Annotated in this window: 14 protein-coding genes and 1 pseudogene; 8 read left to right on the top strand and 7 right to left on the bottom strand. The window is 70.0% G+C overall.

All coding sequences use genetic code 11. From position 1 onward, the window contains the following. Window positions 1–3: 3 nt before the first annotated feature. The gene (locus ACSDQ9_RS10645) at window positions 4–1,314 is read right to left on the bottom strand and encodes an ABC transporter substrate-binding protein (protein ID WP_435146801.1); all 1,311 of its coding nucleotides are present in this window, start codon (window positions 1,312–1,314) and stop codon (window positions 4–6) included. A gap of 225 nt (window positions 1,315–1,539) precedes the next feature. Between ACSDQ9_RS10645 and ACSDQ9_RS10640 the strand changes: the two genes are divergently transcribed. Next, window positions 1,540–2,640 carry a LacI family DNA-binding transcriptional regulator gene (locus tag ACSDQ9_RS10640; protein ID WP_435146798.1) on the top strand — a complete coding sequence of 367 codons (1,101 nt, stop codon included), beginning with the start codon at window positions 1,540–1,542 and terminating at the stop codon, window positions 2,638–2,640. Here ACSDQ9_RS10640 and ACSDQ9_RS10635 read toward each other — a convergent pair. Together ACSDQ9_RS10635 and ACSDQ9_RS10630 are read right to left on the bottom strand one after the other, a co-directional pair. Next, window positions 2,579–3,772, bottom strand: a complete 1,194-nt coding sequence (locus tag ACSDQ9_RS10635; protein WP_435146797.1) for a glycosyltransferase — start codon at window positions 3,770–3,772, stop codon at window positions 2,579–2,581. The two genes, ACSDQ9_RS10640 and ACSDQ9_RS10635, sit on opposite strands and share 62 nt — an antisense overlap. Continuing rightward, the gene (locus tag ACSDQ9_RS10630; protein ID WP_435146795.1) at window positions 3,769–4,197 is read right to left on the bottom strand and encodes an RDD family protein; all 429 of its coding nucleotides are present in this window, start codon (window positions 4,195–4,197) and stop codon (window positions 3,769–3,771) included. The genes ACSDQ9_RS10635 and ACSDQ9_RS10630 overlap by 4 nt, the downstream gene beginning before the upstream one ends. Window positions 4,198–4,474: 277 nt before the next feature. Between ACSDQ9_RS10630 and glnA the strand changes: the two genes are divergently transcribed. After that, window positions 4,475–5,896: a type I glutamate--ammonia ligase gene (gene glnA / locus ACSDQ9_RS10625; RefSeq protein ID WP_435146793.1), complete on the top strand. Its 1,422-nt coding sequence runs from the start codon at window positions 4,475–4,477 to the stop codon at window positions 5,894–5,896. A 101-nt stretch (window positions 5,897–5,997) separates the two neighbouring features. Here glnA and ACSDQ9_RS10620 read toward each other — a convergent pair whose 3' ends face one another. Both ACSDQ9_RS10620 and ACSDQ9_RS10615 read right to left on the bottom strand, forming a co-directional pair. Next, window positions 5,998–7,002: a peptidoglycan-binding protein gene (locus ACSDQ9_RS10620; RefSeq protein WP_435146791.1), complete on the bottom strand. Its 1,005-nt coding sequence runs from the start codon at window positions 7,000–7,002 to the stop codon at window positions 5,998–6,000. A gap of 186 nt (window positions 7,003–7,188) precedes the next feature. After that, on the bottom strand, window positions 7,189–7,827 hold the full coding sequence (locus ACSDQ9_RS10615; protein ID WP_435146789.1) for a maleylpyruvate isomerase family mycothiol-dependent enzyme: 639 nt from the start codon (window positions 7,825–7,827) through the stop codon (window positions 7,189–7,191). 32 nt (window positions 7,828–7,859) lie between these two features. Here ACSDQ9_RS10615 and larC point away from each other — a divergent pair, with 32 nt between their 5' ends. The 6 genes from larC (at window position 7,860) to ACSDQ9_RS10585 (ending at window position 16,327) form a co-directional block, all read left to right on the top strand. After that, window positions 7,860–9,197, top strand: a complete 1,338-nt coding sequence (gene larC / locus ACSDQ9_RS10610) for a nickel pincer cofactor biosynthesis protein LarC (RefSeq protein ID WP_435146787.1) — start codon at window positions 7,860–7,862, stop codon at window positions 9,195–9,197. Next, complete coding sequence (gene larE / locus ACSDQ9_RS10605) at window positions 9,194–10,033, top strand: ATP-dependent sacrificial sulfur transferase LarE (protein ID WP_435146785.1); 840 nt, start codon at window positions 9,194–9,196, stop codon at window positions 10,031–10,033. The genes larC and larE overlap by 4 nt, the downstream gene beginning before the upstream one ends. Next, window positions 10,026–10,703 carry a nickel pincer cofactor biosynthesis protein LarB gene (gene larB / locus ACSDQ9_RS10600; RefSeq protein ID WP_435146783.1) on the top strand — a complete coding sequence of 226 codons (678 nt, stop codon included), beginning with the start codon at window positions 10,026–10,028 and terminating at the stop codon, window positions 10,701–10,703. The genes larE and larB overlap by 8 nt, the downstream gene beginning before the upstream one ends. 88 nt (window positions 10,704–10,791) lie before the next feature. Beyond that, window positions 10,792–11,532: a class I SAM-dependent methyltransferase gene (locus ACSDQ9_RS10595; protein ID WP_435146781.1), complete on the top strand. Its 741-nt coding sequence runs from the start codon at window positions 10,792–10,794 to the stop codon at window positions 11,530–11,532. Window positions 11,533–11,610: 78 nt separating this feature from the next. Continuing rightward, window positions 11,611–13,044 (top strand): sugar porter family MFS transporter, encoded by a 1,434-nt coding sequence (locus ACSDQ9_RS10590; protein WP_435146778.1) that lies wholly within the window; start codon window positions 11,611–11,613, stop codon window positions 13,042–13,044. Window positions 13,045–13,054: 10 nt separating this feature from the next. Next, window positions 13,055–16,327, top strand: coding sequence for a GH92 family glycosyl hydrolase (locus tag ACSDQ9_RS10585; protein ID WP_435146776.1), 3,273 nt, complete (start codon window positions 13,055–13,057; stop codon window positions 16,325–16,327). 6 nt (window positions 16,328–16,333) lie between these two features. Here ACSDQ9_RS10585 and ACSDQ9_RS10580 read toward each other — a convergent pair whose 3' ends face one another. Both ACSDQ9_RS10580 and ACSDQ9_RS10575 read right to left on the bottom strand, forming a co-directional pair. Next, window positions 16,334–16,489: a hypothetical protein gene (locus tag ACSDQ9_RS10580; RefSeq protein WP_435146864.1), complete on the bottom strand. Its 156-nt coding sequence runs from the start codon at window positions 16,487–16,489 to the stop codon at window positions 16,334–16,336. A gap of 4 nt (window positions 16,490–16,493) precedes the next feature. Beyond that, window positions 16,494–16,712 (bottom strand): annotated as a pseudogene (locus tag ACSDQ9_RS10575) (ISL3 family transposase); the annotation flags it as partial. Between the last annotated feature and the right edge of the window lie 296 nt (window positions 16,713–17,008).

The raw sequence follows: 17,008 nt of genomic DNA, 5'->3' as shown, positions 1-17,008 counted from the left end.
CGATCACTGCATCGCGAACTCGACGGTCTTCTGGGCCTCCTCGAGAGCGGCCTTCGGATCGGCGCCCTTGAGGATCTTGGTCATGGCCACGCTGGCCGCGTCGCGCCCCTCGTAGTAGTAGGCGCCGGTGTTGTTCTTCGGCACCTTGGTCGAGTAGTCGACGACCTGGGCGTAGATGGCCGTGTCGTTGAAGAACTTCTGCTTCTCCTGGTACACGGTCGACTTGGCCGCGGGAGTCCAGTTCGCCAGCGCACCGGCCTTCGGCAGGATGGTGTCGTAGAGCTCGGTCGAGCCGGCGAAGGTGGCCTTGAGGAAGTCATTGGCCAGGGCGGGCTGCTTACCGGCGCTGACGGCCCACGAAGAGCCACCGTTGGCGGTGTAGTTCGTGGCCCCGTCGACCCCGTCGAGCTTGGGAACGTTGGTGATCTCCCACTTGCCCGACTGGTCGGTGGCGGTCTGCACCGAACCGAGGATCCAGACACCGTTGAGGGCCGACGCGTGGTTGCCCGAGATGAAGCCGCGAATGTACTCGTCCCACGAGTTCACCTCGACGAACAGCCCGGCGGCCTGCAGCTGCTTGAGCACGTCGATCGACTTCAGCAGCACCTCGTTGTTGGCGATGGTGGGCTTGCCGTCGCCGTCGAACAGGCTGGCGCCGGCCGACTGCAGCATCATCATGATCAGATCCGAGCTGCCCGACTCACCCGAGATCATCGCCTTGCCGGTCTTGGCCTTGAGGGCCTTGCCGCGCTCGATGTAGTCGGTCCAGGTGATGTCGGTGAAGTCCTTCATGGTCATGCCTGCCTGCTCGAGGTAGTCGATGCGCAGGGCCTGCACGGCGGTGCCGTTGTCGAAGGGCACGCCATAGTTGGCGCCGTCGACGGTGGAGTAGGCGGTGACGGCCTCGGGGAAGTCGGAGAACTTCACCCCACCCTTGGTCAGGTTCGAGAAGGCGTCGGGGTAGTTGATGACGTTCTTCTGGAAGGCGTTGTTCTGGCACAGGAAGATGTCGGGCAACTGGTCGAGCTTGTCGGACTGTGCGAGCGTGGTGAGCTTGGTCTGGATGTCGTCCCAGGGGGTCTCGACGACCTTCACCTGCACGTCGGGGTGGGCCTTCTGGTAGATCTTGGCCGCCTCGTTCATCGAGTAGATGTTGAAGGCAGGGTCCCAGCACCAGACGGTCAGGGTGCCGCTGGTGGGCACCTCGCCCTGCACGGCGCCCTCGTCGCTGCCGCCACTGGAGTTGCAGCCGGCCATGGAGACAGCCGCCGCGCCCAGGCCGAGGCCGAGCACCAGTCGTCGGTTGATGTTCATCTGTCGAACTCCTTCGTTCGTCCCGCACTGCGGTCACGGTCACCCTCGGCTCCACTGCCGGGGGTGCCACCACGGGGGCTCCCCCACAGGGCCCGCGATGTTGACGTCAACATATCAGGCCCCGAACCGGCCCACCCGGAGGGGTGTCCTCTTCGTAACGGAGTCGTTATCAACCGATCGGCTGCGAATGTGAACGTCACCACTGGCAGTGGCTAGAGTGTCGCCATGTCATCGCCGTCGAGACGTCGCCGCGCTGCCGCGGCAGCGTCGATCACCGACGTGGCCGCCCTGGCGGGGGTCTCCGCCCAGACGGTCTCGCGGGTGTCGACGGGGTCCGCGCAGGTGCGCGAGTCGACCCGCGTGCGAGTGCAGGAGGCGATGGATCGCCTGGGCTACGTGCCCAACCGGGCCGCCCGTGCGCTGCGCGGGGGGTCGTCCGGTGCCATCGGGTTGGTGGGGCACGACTTCGGACGAACGGGCGAACTGTTCACCATGCGTGCCGTGGTGCTGGCCGCCGAGGAGCGCGGCTACTCGGTCAACGTGATCAACGTGCACGACGGCACCAACGACGACTGGAACCGGGCCGTGCGCCGGCTGCCCGAGCAGCCCATGGACGCCCTCATCCTGGTGCGCGCCGAACTGGTCGACCCCGAACTGGTCTCACTGCCGCCCTCGCTGCCGGTGTGCGTCAGCGGGTACTGGCCGGGCAGCCCGCACGCCAGCGTGCAGATCGACCACGTGCAGGGCATGGTGCTGGCCGTCGAACACCTGCTCGCGCTGGGCCACCGCACCGTGCACCACGTGGCGGGGCCGGCCGACTCGGGGGTGGCCCAGGCCCGGGCTCAGGCGTGGCGACGCACCCTGACGCTGCACGGTATCTCGCCACCGGAGGCCATCGAGGGCGACTGGACGGCCGAATCGGGACGACGGGCCGCCGACGAGCTGCTGGCCCGACCCGACGTCACGGCGGTGGCCTGTGGCAACGACGAGACGGCGATCGGGCTGATTCAGGCGCTGCACGAGCGAGGCGTGCGCATTCCCGAGGACGTGTCGGTCGTGGGCTACGACGACATCGACCTGGCCCCCTACGTCACCCCGGCACTGACCACCGTGCGTCAGGACTTCCACGCCATCGGCGAGCAGGCGGTCGGGCTGGTGCTCGACCAGTTGGATCGACTGGCGCGAGGGGAACGGCCGACCTTTCCCCACGTGACCATCCCGGTCGATCTGGTGGTGCGCCACTCCACCGCCGCTCCCCCGGCGGTCAGCTGGTCGAGCCGTAGACCTCCAGCAGCCGGGTCGCCACCGCCGACGGCGAGTACCTGACCCTCGCCACCGCACCGATCACGGCGGGGTCGAACGTCGGCAGCGAGCGCAGAAACGTCTTCAGCGCGGCCACGTCATCGGCGGGGGTGGTGCCGGTGAACATGCCGACGTCGTCGGTGACGTAGTCCTCGGGGCCACCGCAGTGGGTCGCCAGCACGGGTAGTCCCGTGGCCATGGCCTCGACGAAGACGACGCCGAACGTCTCGTACTCGCTGAACAGCACGAACCCGTCGCTGCGGGCGAACGTCGCGGCGACGGCGGCGCGGTCGAGGGGGCCGGCCAGGATGATCCGGTCACCCAGGCCCAGCTCGGCGACCATGGCCTCGAGTCGGGCACGCTCGGGGCCGTCGCCGACGATCGTCAGGGTCTCCTCGCCGTCGGGGAAGGCGGTCGCGAAGGCCGTGACCAGGCGGGCCATGCCCTTGCGCGGCACGAGGTTGCCGACGGTGACCAGCGCCGCTCCCCTCGGGTTCGCCGAACCGTGATCTCGCGGCGTCGCCGGTTCCCGCAGGGGGAAGGCGTCGACGTCGACGAGGTCGGGAACGACGGTGGCGCGCACCCCGAACTCGGTCCGCAGCACCTCAGCAAGCGTGCTCGAGACCGCCAGCACGCGGTCGGCGCCCCTGAAGCCGGAGGCTTGGGAAGCCCGGTACGCGTGGGCAGCCAGCGCGCGGTCGTCGTCGGGCACCTGCCCGGGACGCAGGCGTGAGCTGTGCTCGGTCACCACCACCAGCGGACGAGGGCTCATGCGTGCGCTGGCCACGGCCGCTGCCCAGCGGGTGAAGTGGGCGTGCACGACCTCGGGTCGTCCGTGGTGGTCGACGATCGCCTCGTACAGCCGCACCCACGCGCGGCGTGCCAGGGGGCCGAACACCCGCGCAGGCAGGGCCCCGAGACCGACATCGAGGCGGGCCACGGGCAGCCCCTCGAAGGTCGAGTGGCGCACCCGCCAGGGAGTCAGCAGCCCGGGACGGCGACGGCGTGGCGATCGGAGGTCGAGCACCGCCACCACCACGTGGCAGCCGGCCTGTTGCAGGGCGAGGGCCTGGTCGATCTCGAAGCGCCCGAGCAGGGGCGAGTCGGCGGCGGGCAGCCCGCGCGCGACCACCACGACAAACGGACGCGGGGTCATCGGCGGTTCACCACCACGGTGCCGAGCACGAGGTCGTCGAGACCACGGCGTTCGGCGCCGATGATCAACATGGGAATGATCAGGCACTTCAGGGCGGTGCGGACGATGGCCTGCCACCACCGGATCGGGGTGAGATCGAGACGGACGACGCCGATGCGGGCGAGCAACTGCCCGAAGGAGCCGCCGAGAACGGCGGTCAGCACGCTGGCCTCGACGAAGAACACGGCCATCGGGGTCCACATGCGCCAGTCGCGGCCGCGCAGGGCGCCCATGCCGAACAGCAGGTAGGCGACGGCCATCGATGCCGCCCAGTCGACGATGATGGCGGCGACCCTGGCTCGCCAGCTGGCGAGCGACCCGCGACCGCGCTCGGGGAGCCCGAGGGTCTGGCCGGGATGGGTCACCTGGCTGGCGGGGGCAGTCACACGGGTGAGCCTACCGAGTCCTGTCCGGAGCCGAACCCGGCCCCGGACCTCGTCCACCTGCCCTCGTCCGCGCGCGTCTGCCCACGCACGAGCGCGTTTGCCCACGAAACGTGCGTTTGCCGCTGTTGCAACGGCGGCAGATGCTTCTTCGGGAGGCAGACGCGCGGGAGGGGTGGGTCGACCGGCCTGTTACATGACCGAAACATGGACGCAACTGATGAGCAACACCACCTGTTTAGGTTCATCACCACAAGGGTTCACCCAGATGGAGGAAGACATGTTCAAGGGACAGGACGACCTGCTCGCGTTCATCAAGGACGAGGGCGTGGAGATGGTCGACGTTCGCTTCTGTGACCTGCCCGGCGTGATGCAGCACTTCACCGTGCCCGCCGGCGCGTTCGACGAGTCGGTGTTCACCGACGGTCTGGCGTTCGACGGCTCGTCGATCACCGGATTCCAGAAGATCCACGAGTCGGACATGGCGCTGCTGCCCGACCCGACCACCGCGTTCCTCGACCCCTTCCGCGTGGCCAAGACCCTGGTCGTCAACTTCTTCGTGCACGACCCGTTGACCAAGGAGCCCTACAGCCGCGACCCGCGCAACATCGCCAAGAAGGCCGAGGCCTACCTGGCCAGCACCGGCATCGGTGACACCGCCTTCTTCGCCCCCGAGGCCGAGTTCTACGTCTTCGACGACGTGCGCTTCGAGACCAAGGCCAACGGCTCCCACTACGAGATCGACTCCGAGGCGGGCGCCTGGAACACCGGTCGCGTCGAGGAGGGCGGCAACCGCGGCTACAAAGTCAAGTACAAGGGCGGCTACTTCCCGGTCTCGCCGGTCGACCACTTCGCCGACCTGCGCGACCAGATCGTCAAGACCATGGAGGAGCTCGGCCTCATCGTCGAGCGCGCCCACCACGAGGTCGGCACCGCTGGCCAGGCCGAGATCAATTGGCGCTTCGACACCATGCTCGCCTCGGCCGACAACGTGATGAAGTTCAAGTACATCGTCAAGAACACCGCCTGGGAGGCCGGCAAGACGGCCACCTTCATGCCGAAGCCGATCTTCGGCGACAACGGCTCGGGCATGCACGTGCACAGCTCGATCTGGAACGGTGGCGAGCCCCTGTTCTACGACGAGAACGGCTACGGCGGCCTCTCCGACCTGGCCCGTTGGTACATCGGCGGCATCCTCAAGCACGCCCCCGCGCTGCTGGCCTTCACCAACCCGTCGGTGAACTCCTACCACCGCCTGGTGCCCGGCTTCGAGGCCCCGGTGAACCTGGTGTACTCCTCGCGCAACCGCTCGGCCTGCATGCGCATCCCGATCACCGGCTCGAACCCCAAGGCGAAGCGCGTCGAGTTCCGCTGCCCCGACCCCTCGTCGAACCCCTACCTGGCGTTCGCTGCCATGCTGCTGGCCGGGCTGGACGGCATCCAGAACAAGATCGAGCCGCCGGCCCCGATCGACAAGGACCTCTACGAGCTGCCCCCGGACGAGCACGCCGAGGTCGAGCAGGTGCCCGCTTCGCTCGGTGCCGTGCTGGACGCCCTCGAGGCCGACCACGAGTTCCTGCTCGCCGGTGACGTGTTCACCTCTGACCTGATCGAGACCTGGATCGAGCTCAAGCGGGCCGAGATCGACGCCATCCGGCTGCGTCCTCACCCCTACGAGTTCGACCTCTACTACGCGATCTGACCCACCCCGGGCCAGCTGACCTCCACAACCCGCACGCGGGCTTCGTCCACCCCCTCAACAGGAGGGCGGACGAAGCCCGCGTGCGGGTTGTGGCGGGAGTCTCAGACCAGCGCCGACCAGGTCCTCGGCCCGACGACACCGTCGACCACCAGACCCGACCGAAGCTGGAAGGCCCGCACCGCCGCCACTTGGGCGGGTCCGAAGCTGCCGTCCAACGCCAGCGCCGCGCCCTGGCCGTTCAGGGCCACCTGCGCCGCCCGCACCGCGTCACCCGTCGCACCGGACGACACCGCCACCACCAGCACCGGCCAGGTCTTGGCCCCGGCGGCACCGTCGACGACCAACCCCATGCGCTGCTGGAACGCCTTGACCGCCGACACGGTGGCGGGGCCGTAGCTCGAGTCGGCGGCGAGGCTCGTCCAGCCGCGGGAACGCAGCAGGTACTGCAGGGTGCGCACCCGGAACCCGGTCGCACCGACGCTCAGGGCCGGCCACGCCGAGGCAGCCGGAACGTTGACGACCGCCACGTAATAGGTCTTGCGCCACGACACCACCGTCGACTTGGGCTTCCACATGCCCGGCCCGTTCAGCGAGCTGGCCGGGTCGGCGACCAGGTAGTGCGTGTCGTTGTAACCCATGATGGTCATGAAGTGACCGCTGCCCGACCGGTAGGTGTAGTTCGGGCCACGGTTCACGTACCACGACCCCATCGCGACGCTGAAGCCGTTGTCGATGCTGCGCCGCACGTCGGCATCGAACACGGCCGCGTAGTTGCTGACCTGCCAACTGCGCAGCGAATAGGCCGAGGTGTGGGCGTAGCTGTTGAGGGCCCGCACCAGGTTGTTGGTGTCGGGCAGACCGACGGACGAGGTCACGCCCATCGCGGAGCGCAGGGTGGCCTCCGAGACGTTGATGCCGCGGGCGCTGAGCACCATCTTGGCGGCGGCCGCGGAGCAGCTCCAAGTGGTCTCCTGGGCGTGGAAGGTGTAGCTGAGCTGGCGCTGAACCGCGAAGGCTTCGGCACCGGTGGTGGCCGCGAGGGCCACGCCGACGGACAGTCCGGTGACACCGCCGAGCAGAGCCCGGCGGCTGATGATGGTGGTCATGGCAACTCCTGTGTCGTCAGTGCCCCGCGGGGGTACGGGAAGAGCGCCACGCTAGGCACCCGATGGCTCACCTGACTCGGGGCCGCACGACCCGTCGGGTGAACAAGCGGTGAACGGCGGCAGGTCGCCTGCTGCCACCCCGGCGGCACCCGCGCGAGCCACCCGTGACCAGCCTCCGGGCGCCGCTCAGTGCGGAGTGATCCGACTCAGCAGCTCGGCCCGCCCGGGGCCCGCCAGCTCGGACTCGTGGACGCGTCGTCCGGTCAGCGCCAGCAGCAGGCTCACCGAGGACCCCAGCACCTCGGGGCCGCTCCCCCGCCGAAGCCCCGCATCGGTGGCCACCAGGGTCAACCCTCGGGCGATCGCCGCTCCGCCACCGAGGGCCGCCGGCGTCTTCACCAGGTACTGCAGGGCCGGCAGCGTCGCCTTCAGCGGGTACTCCCGCACGAGTCCCAGCGGACGACGAAGGTCTTCACCGTGGGCCACCTCCTCCACCAGCCGTGAGCGCAGGTCGGCCGGCGGGGTGGCTGTCAGCTCGATCGTGGAGCGGTAGGCACCCAGCAGGTCGCGGTGGCGGAAGCGCCGCTCCCGCGCGACCCCCTCGGCGGTGGCCCGGTCGAAGTCGCCCCTGGCGGCGGCCAGTCGACGCACGAACCCCAACCGGGTCGTGGTGTTCGAGTCGACCAGGTGCGCCACCACATCGGCAATCGTCCACCCCGCGGCCCACGAGTCGCGGCTCCAGTCCTCGTCCGACAGCCCCGCGAGATCGCGCACCAGGGCTCGTCGCTCGTCGTGCACCGTGTTCCAGATGAGTGATCGGTCCATGACTCCCATCCAACCCCACATAGGGTGGACGAGTGAGTCACGCGTGGATTGATGCGACTGCCGGTGTGGCCGGCGACATGCTGCTGGGGGCCTGCCTCGACGCCGGGGCCCGGCTCGAGGTGGTGCAGCAGGCGGTCGACGCGGTCATCCCCGGATCGGTGCTGCTGCGCACCGGCGAGGTCGTCCGGGGTGGGCAGCGAGGGCTGAAACTGCACGTCGACGTGCTCGCCGATGATCCGCCCCACCGCCGGTGGTCGACCATCCGGGCGTCCCTGGCCGAGGCTTCGCTGGACGAGCGGGTGCGCACCTGGGCGACGGCCGCCTTCGAGCGACTGGCCGAGGCCGAGGCCCGCGTGCACGGGTCTGACGTCGAGGACGTGCACTTCCACGAGGTCGGCGCCCTGGACTCCATCGCCGACGTCGTCGGGGTGTGCGCCGCGCTGGTCGACCTCGGGGTGACCAGGGTCGACGCCTCGCCGATCGCGGTCGGATCCGGACGCATCCGGGCCGCCCACGGCGACATACCGGTGCCCGTTCCCGCCGTTGCCGAGTTGATGGTCGGGTGGCAGGTGTCGCCTATTCCTGGGGGCGCCGGACCCGCGCACCACCACCCGCACGACCACCCCCACCCGCACGCGCACCCCCACTCGCACGCTCACGGGCACCACGACCACACCCACGACCAACCAGCGTCGGTGACCACCCCCGGCCAGGTCGGTGAGCTGGCGACCCCCACCGGCGTGGCGCTGGTGCGCGCCCTGGCCGAGGCCTGTGTGCCGCTGCCGGCGATGAGCGTCTCGTCCGTGGGCATCGGCGCCGGCGGCAAGGACTTCCCCGACCACCCCAACGTCGTCCGCCTCGTGATCGGTTCCCCCGCGGACGACACCCCCGCCAGCCCCGACCTCGACACCGATCGGGTGGTCGAGCTGCAGGCCAACATCGACGACCTCGACCCGCGACTGTGGCCCGGGGTGCTGGCCACACTGCTGGCCCGCGGGGCGCGCGATGCGTGGCTGGTGCCGATCCTGATGAAGAAGGGACGACCGGCCCACACCCTGCACGCCCTGGTGCACGCCGACGCCCGCGACGGCGTCGTCGATGCCATCCTCACCCACACCTCGACCCTGGGGGTGCGGGAGCACAGCCTCGTCCGCACGATGCTGGCCCGTGAGCACCGCACCGTCGAGGTGTTGGGTCACGACTGTCGACTGAAGGTGGCCGTGCGCGGCGGGCGTGTGGTGCATGCCACCCCCGAGTTCGACGACCTCGCCCGCATCGCCCATGCCACCGACCGCGCCGAGTACGAGGTGCACACCCTGGCGACCGCCGCGTGCGCGGCCCTCGTCACCCCCGAGGAGGATCACCGATGAGCGTCACCCACGACATCACCGCGGTCGGCCAGCAGGTCGGCCACGTCGCCCGGTTGGGGGTCGCCTACTCCGGCGGCGTCGACTCCGCCACGCTGCTCGCGATCGCCGTCGAGACCCTCGGCGCCGACCGGGTGGTGGCGCTGCTGGCGGTCTCGGCGTCCTTGGCGCGACGCGAGCGCGAGATCGCCCACCGCGTCGCCAACGGTCTGGGGGTGGCGGTGATCGAACTCGCCACCGACGAGCTCGCCAACCCCGACTACGCCAAGAACGACGTCGACCGCTGCTTCTTCTGCAAGGACGAACTGTTCACCACTATCGACGACGAGATCGTCGAGGCACACGGGCTCGACGCCGTGGCCTACGGCGAGAACGCGGACGACGCCCAGCGCCCCGACCGACCCGGCTCGCGGGCGGCCACCAACCACCGCGTGCTGCGCCCTCTGGCCGCGGCCGGGCTGACCAAGACGCGGGTGCGTGAGATCGCGCGCCACTACGGGCTCGAGGTCGCCGACAAGCCGGCCTCGCCCTGCCTGTCGAGCCGGATTCCGCACGGCCAGCCGGTCACGGCCGAGAAGCTGCGCCAGATCGACGAGGGCGAGACTGTGCTGCGCGACGCCGGATTCTCCGACTGTCGGCTGCGTCACCACGGTGACCTTGCCCGCATCGAGGTGCCCCGCGACGAGGTCGCCCGCTTCGCTGATGACGACCTGCGCTCGTCGGTCGAGGAGCACCTGAAGGGGTTGGGATTCCGGCACGTCACGGTCGACCTCGGTGGACTGGCCTCCGGTGCCTTCACGCTGCAGATCCTCAACGCCCGCGGGCTCACCCATGCCTGAGCCTGAGCCGGCCGCGCTGGACGACATCGCCACGCTCGACCACGACCGAGCTTCCCGGCGCGGGTACCCCGAGGCCGTCTACTGCTCGGGCAAGACCCCCGACCAGGTGCGTCGCATCGCCGCCGAGATCGCCGCGCACGGCGACCACACCACCCTGTTCACCCGGGCCGATGCCGCCCGGGCCGAGGCCGTGCTGGCCGAGCTGCCCGACGCCTTCCACGATCCCGTGGCCCAACTGCTCGCCTGGCCCCCGACGCCGCCCGAGCCCACCGGCGAGCTGGTGGTCGTCGCCTGCGCCGGCACCAGCGACCTGCCTGTCGCCCGAGAAGCCGAACTCACCGCCCGCCACCTCGGACGAGCCACCCAGCTGATCGTCGACATCGGCATCGCCGGCGTGCACCGGGCCCTGGCCAGAACGGACGACCTGCGGGCCGCCGGCTGCGTGGTGGTGGTCGCCGGCATGGACGGAGCCCTGCCCGGCCTGATCGCCGGCCTCGTCGAGGCCCCCGTGGTGGCCGTGCCCACCTCGGTCGGCTACGGCGCCGCCTTCGGCGGGCTGGCGCCCCTGCTGACGATGCTCAACGCCTGCGCACCGGGGGTGGGCGTGGTCAACATCGACAACGGCTACGGCGCCGGCCACCTCGCCGCACAGATCACCCGCCCCCGCTGAAACCGCCCCGCTGAACCCGACTGCCGCGGTCTCGGCCGACTCAGGAAATGCGGGTGCCCTTCCGACCACACCGGGCTACCGTCGTGGCGTGCCCGATGCCAAGTTCGCCGATGCCCGCCTCGCCCCGCTCTACGACACCTTCGAGGCCGGTCGCGTCGACCTCAATGCCTATCTCGCGATGCTGCGCGAGTTCGCCCGCCCCGGCAAGGCCGTCGTCGACCGCCTGCTCGACGTCGGCTGCGGCACCGGAACGTTCGCGCTGATGGCGGCCGCGATCGGCGTCAAGGTCACCGGGGTCGACCCCTCGGCGGCGTCGGTGGCCGTCGCCCGCGGCAAGGCCGGCGCCGATCGCGTCAGCTGGCACGTGGGCACCGCCCCCGACGCTCCCGCGGGCCCCTTCGACCTGGCCGTGATGACGGGCAACGTCGCCCAGGTGTTCGTCGATGACGCCGACTGGCTCGCCACCCTGACCGAGATCCGCGACCGACTCTCCCCCGACGGCAGGCTGGTATTCGAGACCCGTCGCCCCGAGGCCCGCGCCTGGGAACGCTGGGGCGACCCCTCGGAGGCGAGCGCCACCTTCCCCGGCGAGGGCCTCGTCCGCACCAGAAATCTGTGGGTGCGCCCCGAACTGCCGCTGGTCTCGTTCGCCGGGGTCTACGAGTTCGAGGACGGCACCGCCCTCGAGTCGACGTCGACGCTGCGCTTCCGCGACGACGCCGAGAACCGAGCGCTGCTGACCAAGGCCGGCTTCACCGTCGACGAGGTGCGTGAGGCTCCGGATCGTCCCGGTCTGGAGCGCGTCTACGTCGCGCGGGTGACCGACTGATCCCACGCCTCGGGGGGCACGGAACGCGACCAGGAGTAGGGTGAGCGCCCTCGGACCACCAGTCAGGAGGCACCCCCCATGCCCACATCCGGACACTCCCGCGTGAACCCCCGTGTCATCGTGATCGCCGTCGCGGCGGCCCTCGGTGGCTTCCTGTTCGGCTTCGACACGGCCGTGATCAACGGTGCCGTCGACGCGCTCAGCGAGCGTTTCACCCTGTCGGCCGGGCTGACCGGGTTCGCGGTCTCGTCCGCACTGTTGGGGTGCGCGGTCGGCGCCTGGTTCGCCGGCCCGATCGCCAACCGCCGCGGCCGCATCCCCGTGATGGTGGTGGCCGCGGTGCTGTTCCTGGTGTCGGCCATCGGCTCGGGTCTCGCGTTCAGCGTCGTCGACCTGATCATCTGGCGCGTGATCGGCGGCCTGGGCATCGGTGCCGCGTCGGTGATCGCCCCCGCCTACATCGCCGAGGTCAGCCCCGCCCATGTGCGCGGACGGCTCGGATCACTGCAGCAGTTGGCCATCGTCAGTGGCATCTTCGTCGCCCTCCTGTCGAACGCCTGGCTCGCCAACACCGCCGGCAGTGCTGCGAACACCCTGTGGTTCGGGCTGCCCGCATGGCGATGGATGTTCATGGTCGCGGCCATTCCCGCGCTCGTCTACGGCGTGATGTCACTTCGCCTGCCCGAGTCGCCGCGCTTCCTGGTGGCCCGCGGAGAGGTCGACAAGGCCTCGAGCGTGCTGCTGGACTTCACCGGCGAGCCCGACGTGAACCTGCGCATCGAACAGATCCGGTCGTCCATCGCCAGCGAGAAGCGGGAGTCGTTCTCTGACCTGCGCGGCTCCGCCCTCGGGCTGAAGCCGATCGTGTGGGTCGGGATCCTGCTGTCGGTATTCCAGCAGTTCGTCGGCATCAACGTGATCTTCTACTACTCCACGACCCTGTGGCGCTCGGTCGGCTTCGAGGAGTCCCAGGCGCTGACCACCAGCGTGATCACCTCGGTGACCAACATCGTGGTCACCATCGTCGCCATCTTTTTGGTCGACCGGGTCGGGCGCCGCATCATGCTGCTGGTCGGCTCGATCGGCATGGCCGTGGCGCTGGGCACGATGGCGGTCGCCTTCTCGTTCAGTCAGGGGTCTGGCGACCAGGTGAGCCTGCCCCAGCCGTGGGCCACCGTCGCCCTGATCGCCGCGAATGCCTTCGTGGTCGCCTTCGGTGCCACGTGGGGTCCGCTGGTGTGGGTGCTGCTAGGCGAGATGTTCCCCAACCGCATCCGCGCCGGGGCGCTGGCCGTGGCCGCCGCCGCCCAGTGGGTGGCCAACTTCGTGATCTCGACCACCTTCCCCGCCCTCTCGCAGGTGGGATTGACGCTGGCCTACGGTCTCTACGCGGCCTTCGCGGCCTTGTCGTTCGTCTTCGTCTGGCTGAAGGTTCCCGAGACCAAGGGGCTCGAGCTGGAAGACATGACCGAGGACGCACCCACTCGGCGCGGGCGTCCGCGTTCGGCTTAGACTCAGCACAGTGAGCAATGCCGCGCCCTCCCTGCCCCTGACCCCCGATCTCGGCCCGGAGCGCCCGGCCAGTTCACCCCCCGCCGCCGGGCTGTTCCCCGGCGTGAGCGTCAGCAGGTACGAACCCGTCCCCGGTGCCGTGACGACGCTGGCCGAGGGGATCACCCCGACCGCCGCCAGCGTGTTCCGACTCGCCGTTCATCCCGAACTCGGCTTCACCGCGGACGAGAAGCCCGTCCCCGTGCACGCCGCCACCCTGATCGGCGTGCGGGCGACCACGCCCGACGGCCAGGCTCGGTGGCTCACCGACCAGCAGGGCGTGGCGTTCACGCCCGACGTCGAGGGCGTGCTCTGGAGCGACCAGTGGAACCTGGTCGACCTCGACCTGTCCGTGCTCGACGGGCAGACGATCAGCATCGACCTCGTGGCGGGCGCGCAGGCGGGTGGTCGCGGCTGGCTGCAGGTGGTCGGCCTGACCGAGCTGCCGCCCGAGCCGGACGACGTGGTGGCGCGGGTGCGCACCACGCGCGGCACCCATCAGCGCACGGGGGAATCCCTCAGCCGGGGCAACACCTTCCCGCTGACCTGCGTGCCGCACGGGTTCAACTTCCTCACCCCCGTGACCGATGCGCGCACCACCCGCTGGCTCTACGGCTGGACCGGGAGCGATTACGACGACAACCCACGCCCGGCCCTGCAGGCGCTGGCCTTCAGCCACCAGCCCAGCCCGTGGATCGCCGACCGGTTCGCCTTCCAGCTGATGCCGTGGCAGGGCGAGGCCCACGTGAACCCGTTCGAACGGCAGCGGCACTTCGACCACGAGCGGGAGCTCGATCGTCCGCACCACTACCGGGTCGACCTCGACCCGAGGCCCGGCGACGAGGGCATCCGGGCCGAGATGACCCCCACCTCGCACGCAGCGGTGTTCCGCTTCCGATTCGGCGGCGAGGGCGCACGCGGCGTGGTGCTCGACCAGCCCGGTTCGGGAACGTTGCAGGTCGTGCAGTTGCCCGACGGTCGGGTCTCGTTCACGGCCTCCCTCGACCCCGACATCGATCTGCGCCACCCCAGCGAACCGGCCCTGATGGGCTACGTCTACGGCGAGACGCGCCAGCCGGTGCGCCATCGCGGCCAGTGGTCGCGCGAAGGTCTGCCCGAACTCCCCGGCCGGTGGGGGCGGACTCTCACCCGGGGCTTCCCCACCTCCCTGCGCGTGCCCCTGCCTCGTCCGCAGTCGCGGGTGCTCACTCTCACCGAGGGCGACGAGCTCGAGGTGGTGGTCGCGATGAGCTTCATCTCGACGGCACAGGCCAAGCAGAACCTGCGTCTCGAGGTCGGCGAGGCCGGGTTCGACGAGGTGCGCGAGCGCGCGCACGACCAGTGGTCCGAGTTGCTGGGACGCCTCGAGATCGACGGCGGATCGCGTGAGCACCGCACCGCGGCCTGGTCGAATCTCGCCCGGTTGTACGCCTGGCCGAACGAGCACCACGAGCAGGTCGGGAGCAGCGATTGTCCGCGGTGGGCCCACGCGTCACCGGTGCGCGCCGAGGGCGCCGAGATCGGCCGGCACCTGCGCGATCGCACGGGTGCCCCCGTGGTGGCCGGTCCGATGCATGTCAACAACGGCTACTGGGACACCTACCGCACCTGCTGGCCCGCCTACCACCTGTTCACGCCGCGCCGATCGGTCGACCTGCTCGCCGGGCAGGTCGCGCACTACCGCGAGGGCGGCTGGATGCCCCGCTGGTGCGCGCCCGGATACGTCGACTGCATGGTGGGGACGTCGTCCGACGCGATCTTCGCCGACGCCGCGGCCCACGGCATCACCCAGGACGAACTGGCCGCCTACGACTCCGCCCTGCGCAACGCCACCTGCGCCAGCGAGCGGACGATCGTGGGGCGCGTCGGCATCGACCGCGGACGATTCGTGGGCCACGTCGACACCGACACCGACGAGGGGTTCAGCTGGTCGATGGAGAACGCCAACTGCGACGCTGCGCTCGCCCTGTGGTCGCGTGATCTGCTCGATCGTTCCGCCTCCGATCCCGTTCTGGGCGAGCGGGCCGAGGAGTTCGCGGCCAACGCCCGCTGGCTGGCCCATCGCAGTCTCGGCTGGCAGACCCTCTTCGACGACCGCACCGGGTTCCTGCAGGGGCGTCGTCCCGACGGCAGCTGGCGGTGGGACACCGACGAGTACGACCCCGAGCGGTGGGGTGACGACTACACCGAGACCAATGGCTGGGGCATGGCCTTCTCGGTGCCCCACGACGGCGCCGGCCTGGCCCGGGCGCTGGGTGGTGAACAGCAGTTGGCGGCCAAGTTGGACGAGGCGCTCGCCACCGTCGAGACCGCGTCCGAGGCGACCGCCGGGTCGTACCCGGCCACCATGCACGAGCGGGTCGAGGCCAGGGCCCTGCGGCTCGGCATGGTGGGCATGTCGAACCAGCCCGCCCACCACATTCCGTTCATGTACGCCCACACGGGGCAGCACCACCGCACCCAGTGGGTCACCCGCGAGATCCTCGAGCGCCTGTTCGTGGGCTCCGAGATCGGCCAGGGCTACCCGGGCGACGAGGACAACGGCGAGATGTCGGCCTGGTGGCTGTTCGCAGCCTTCGGCTTCTACCCGCTGCAGGTCGGCTCCGGCGAGTTCGTGATCACCGCTCCCCTGTTCGAGCGCATGGCCTTCACCCGCGACAACGGGCGACGCATCGAGGTGCGCGCCACCGGGGTCGAGCACCGCTACATCCAGAGCGTGCGCGTCAACGGCCTCGACTGGCACGAGGTCACCCTGCCGGTGTCGCTGTTCGAGAATGACGTCACCATCGAGGTCGAGCTCGGGCCGGAGCCCTCGACCTGGGCACGCGAGTCACGGCCGCGGTCGATCTCGACGATCGAGGGATTCCCCACCGGCTGGACCGGAGACCTGACCTCGTCCGGGGTGACCACGCGGCACCGCTCGGGCGAGAACTGGGATCTCGGCACCCAGCTGACCGACGACCAGGGTGAGGTCGAGGACGTGGCCGCGGGCGACGAGATCGACGTGCTCTGGGACTCGCCAGTCACCACCCAGGTGCTCACGCTCACCACCGAGGATCTCGAGGCTGCCCCGGTCGAGATCGAAGTATTGGTGGACGACACCTGGCAGCCCACGTCGGTGCGGCCACGGGCGGCACTGTGGCCCAACCAGACGCAGGCCTACCTGGTGGCCCAGGAAGGAGTGCGCGGAGTGCGGGTGCGAGCTCTCGCCGACACCCGCCTGCGGCAGCTGGAGATGTACTGATCCAGTTCAGGCGACGTACCGGCTAACCGTGGCCCGAAGGGCATCGGCATGCAGGTAGATGTCCTCGACCCGAGCCAGAGGAACCCTTGACTCGACCTTGTTCTCGTCGAACAGCCCAAAGTACAGCTGCTTCCCGTTGAAGTGCAGGCGGCAGATGGGCATGCGATAGCGGCTCGTGGGCCAACCGCCGGATCACGGTGTCACGAGCAGCGCCTTCGCTGCCGCACCGTCGGCACCACTGATCTGGTTCCACCACGCGGCACGCGAGGACCGCACGATCCGGTTCAAGTCGTTGTCCGGTCACGCTCAGACCGAGGCCGTCGAGTCGAGCGAAGGCGGTCAGGTCAGGGCGGCCGAAGCCGGCCGGCGGGGTTGCGTCGGACACGTCGAGGTCTTTCGGATGGATGGCGTAGGAACCTCCGTCGTCGGGAGACCTCGACGTCTATCTGCGGACCGACGCGCCCGGCCGACCTACACCGTCATCTGAGAAGACCCCTGAAACGTCTTCGACGACGACGGGACCGGCGAGGAGGAGGGCGCGGTGAGCTGAAGGAATGGAGCTTGCTCGGCTTCGATTCCGACAGGCGGCTCCGGCGAACAGCCCCTGACCTGCGGAAACGCAGGGCAGGGGCGGTTCGGTTCTGGTGGTCGCGCGATGCGCTGGCCTCACGGCTCTGCCCG

The sequence above is a fragment of the Aestuariimicrobium soli genome, assembly GCF_051192575.1.
GTDB lineage: Bacteria > Actinomycetota > Actinomycetes > Propionibacteriales > Propionibacteriaceae > Aestuariimicrobium > Aestuariimicrobium soli.
The sequence above is the reverse complement of the archived record's forward strand: the minus strand, read 5'-3'. Positions and strand labels throughout refer to the sequence as shown.

Coding starts and splice junctions, on each gene's coding strand:
- ACSDQ9_RS10645 (WP_435146801.1), bottom strand. CDS start 1,314: ATGAACATCAACCGACGACTGGTGCTCGGCCTCGGCCTGGGCGCGGCG.
- ACSDQ9_RS10640 (WP_435146798.1), top strand. CDS start 1,540: ATGTCATCGCCGTCGAGACGTCGCCGCGCTGCCGCGGCAGCGTCGATC.
- ACSDQ9_RS10635 (WP_435146797.1), bottom strand. CDS start 3,772: ATGACCCCGCGTCCGTTTGTCGTGGTGGTCGCGCGCGGGCTGCCCGCC.
- glnA (WP_435146793.1), top strand. CDS start 4,475: ATGTTCAAGGGACAGGACGACCTGCTCGCGTTCATCAAGGACGAGGGC.
- ACSDQ9_RS10620 (WP_435146791.1), bottom strand. CDS start 7,002: ATGACCACCATCATCAGCCGCCGGGCTCTGCTCGGCGGTGTCACCGGA.
- ACSDQ9_RS10615 (WP_435146789.1), bottom strand. CDS start 7,827: ATGGACCGATCACTCATCTGGAACACGGTGCACGACGAGCGACGAGCC.
- larE (WP_435146785.1), top strand. CDS start 9,194: ATGAGCGTCACCCACGACATCACCGCGGTCGGCCAGCAGGTCGGCCAC.
- larB (WP_435146783.1), top strand. CDS start 10,026: ATGCCTGAGCCTGAGCCGGCCGCGCTGGACGACATCGCCACGCTCGAC.
- ACSDQ9_RS10590 (WP_435146778.1), top strand. CDS start 11,611: ATGCCCACATCCGGACACTCCCGCGTGAACCCCCGTGTCATCGTGATC.
- ACSDQ9_RS10580 (WP_435146864.1), bottom strand. CDS start 16,489: ATGCCCATCTGCCGCCTGCACTTCAACGGGAAGCAGCTGTACTTTGGG.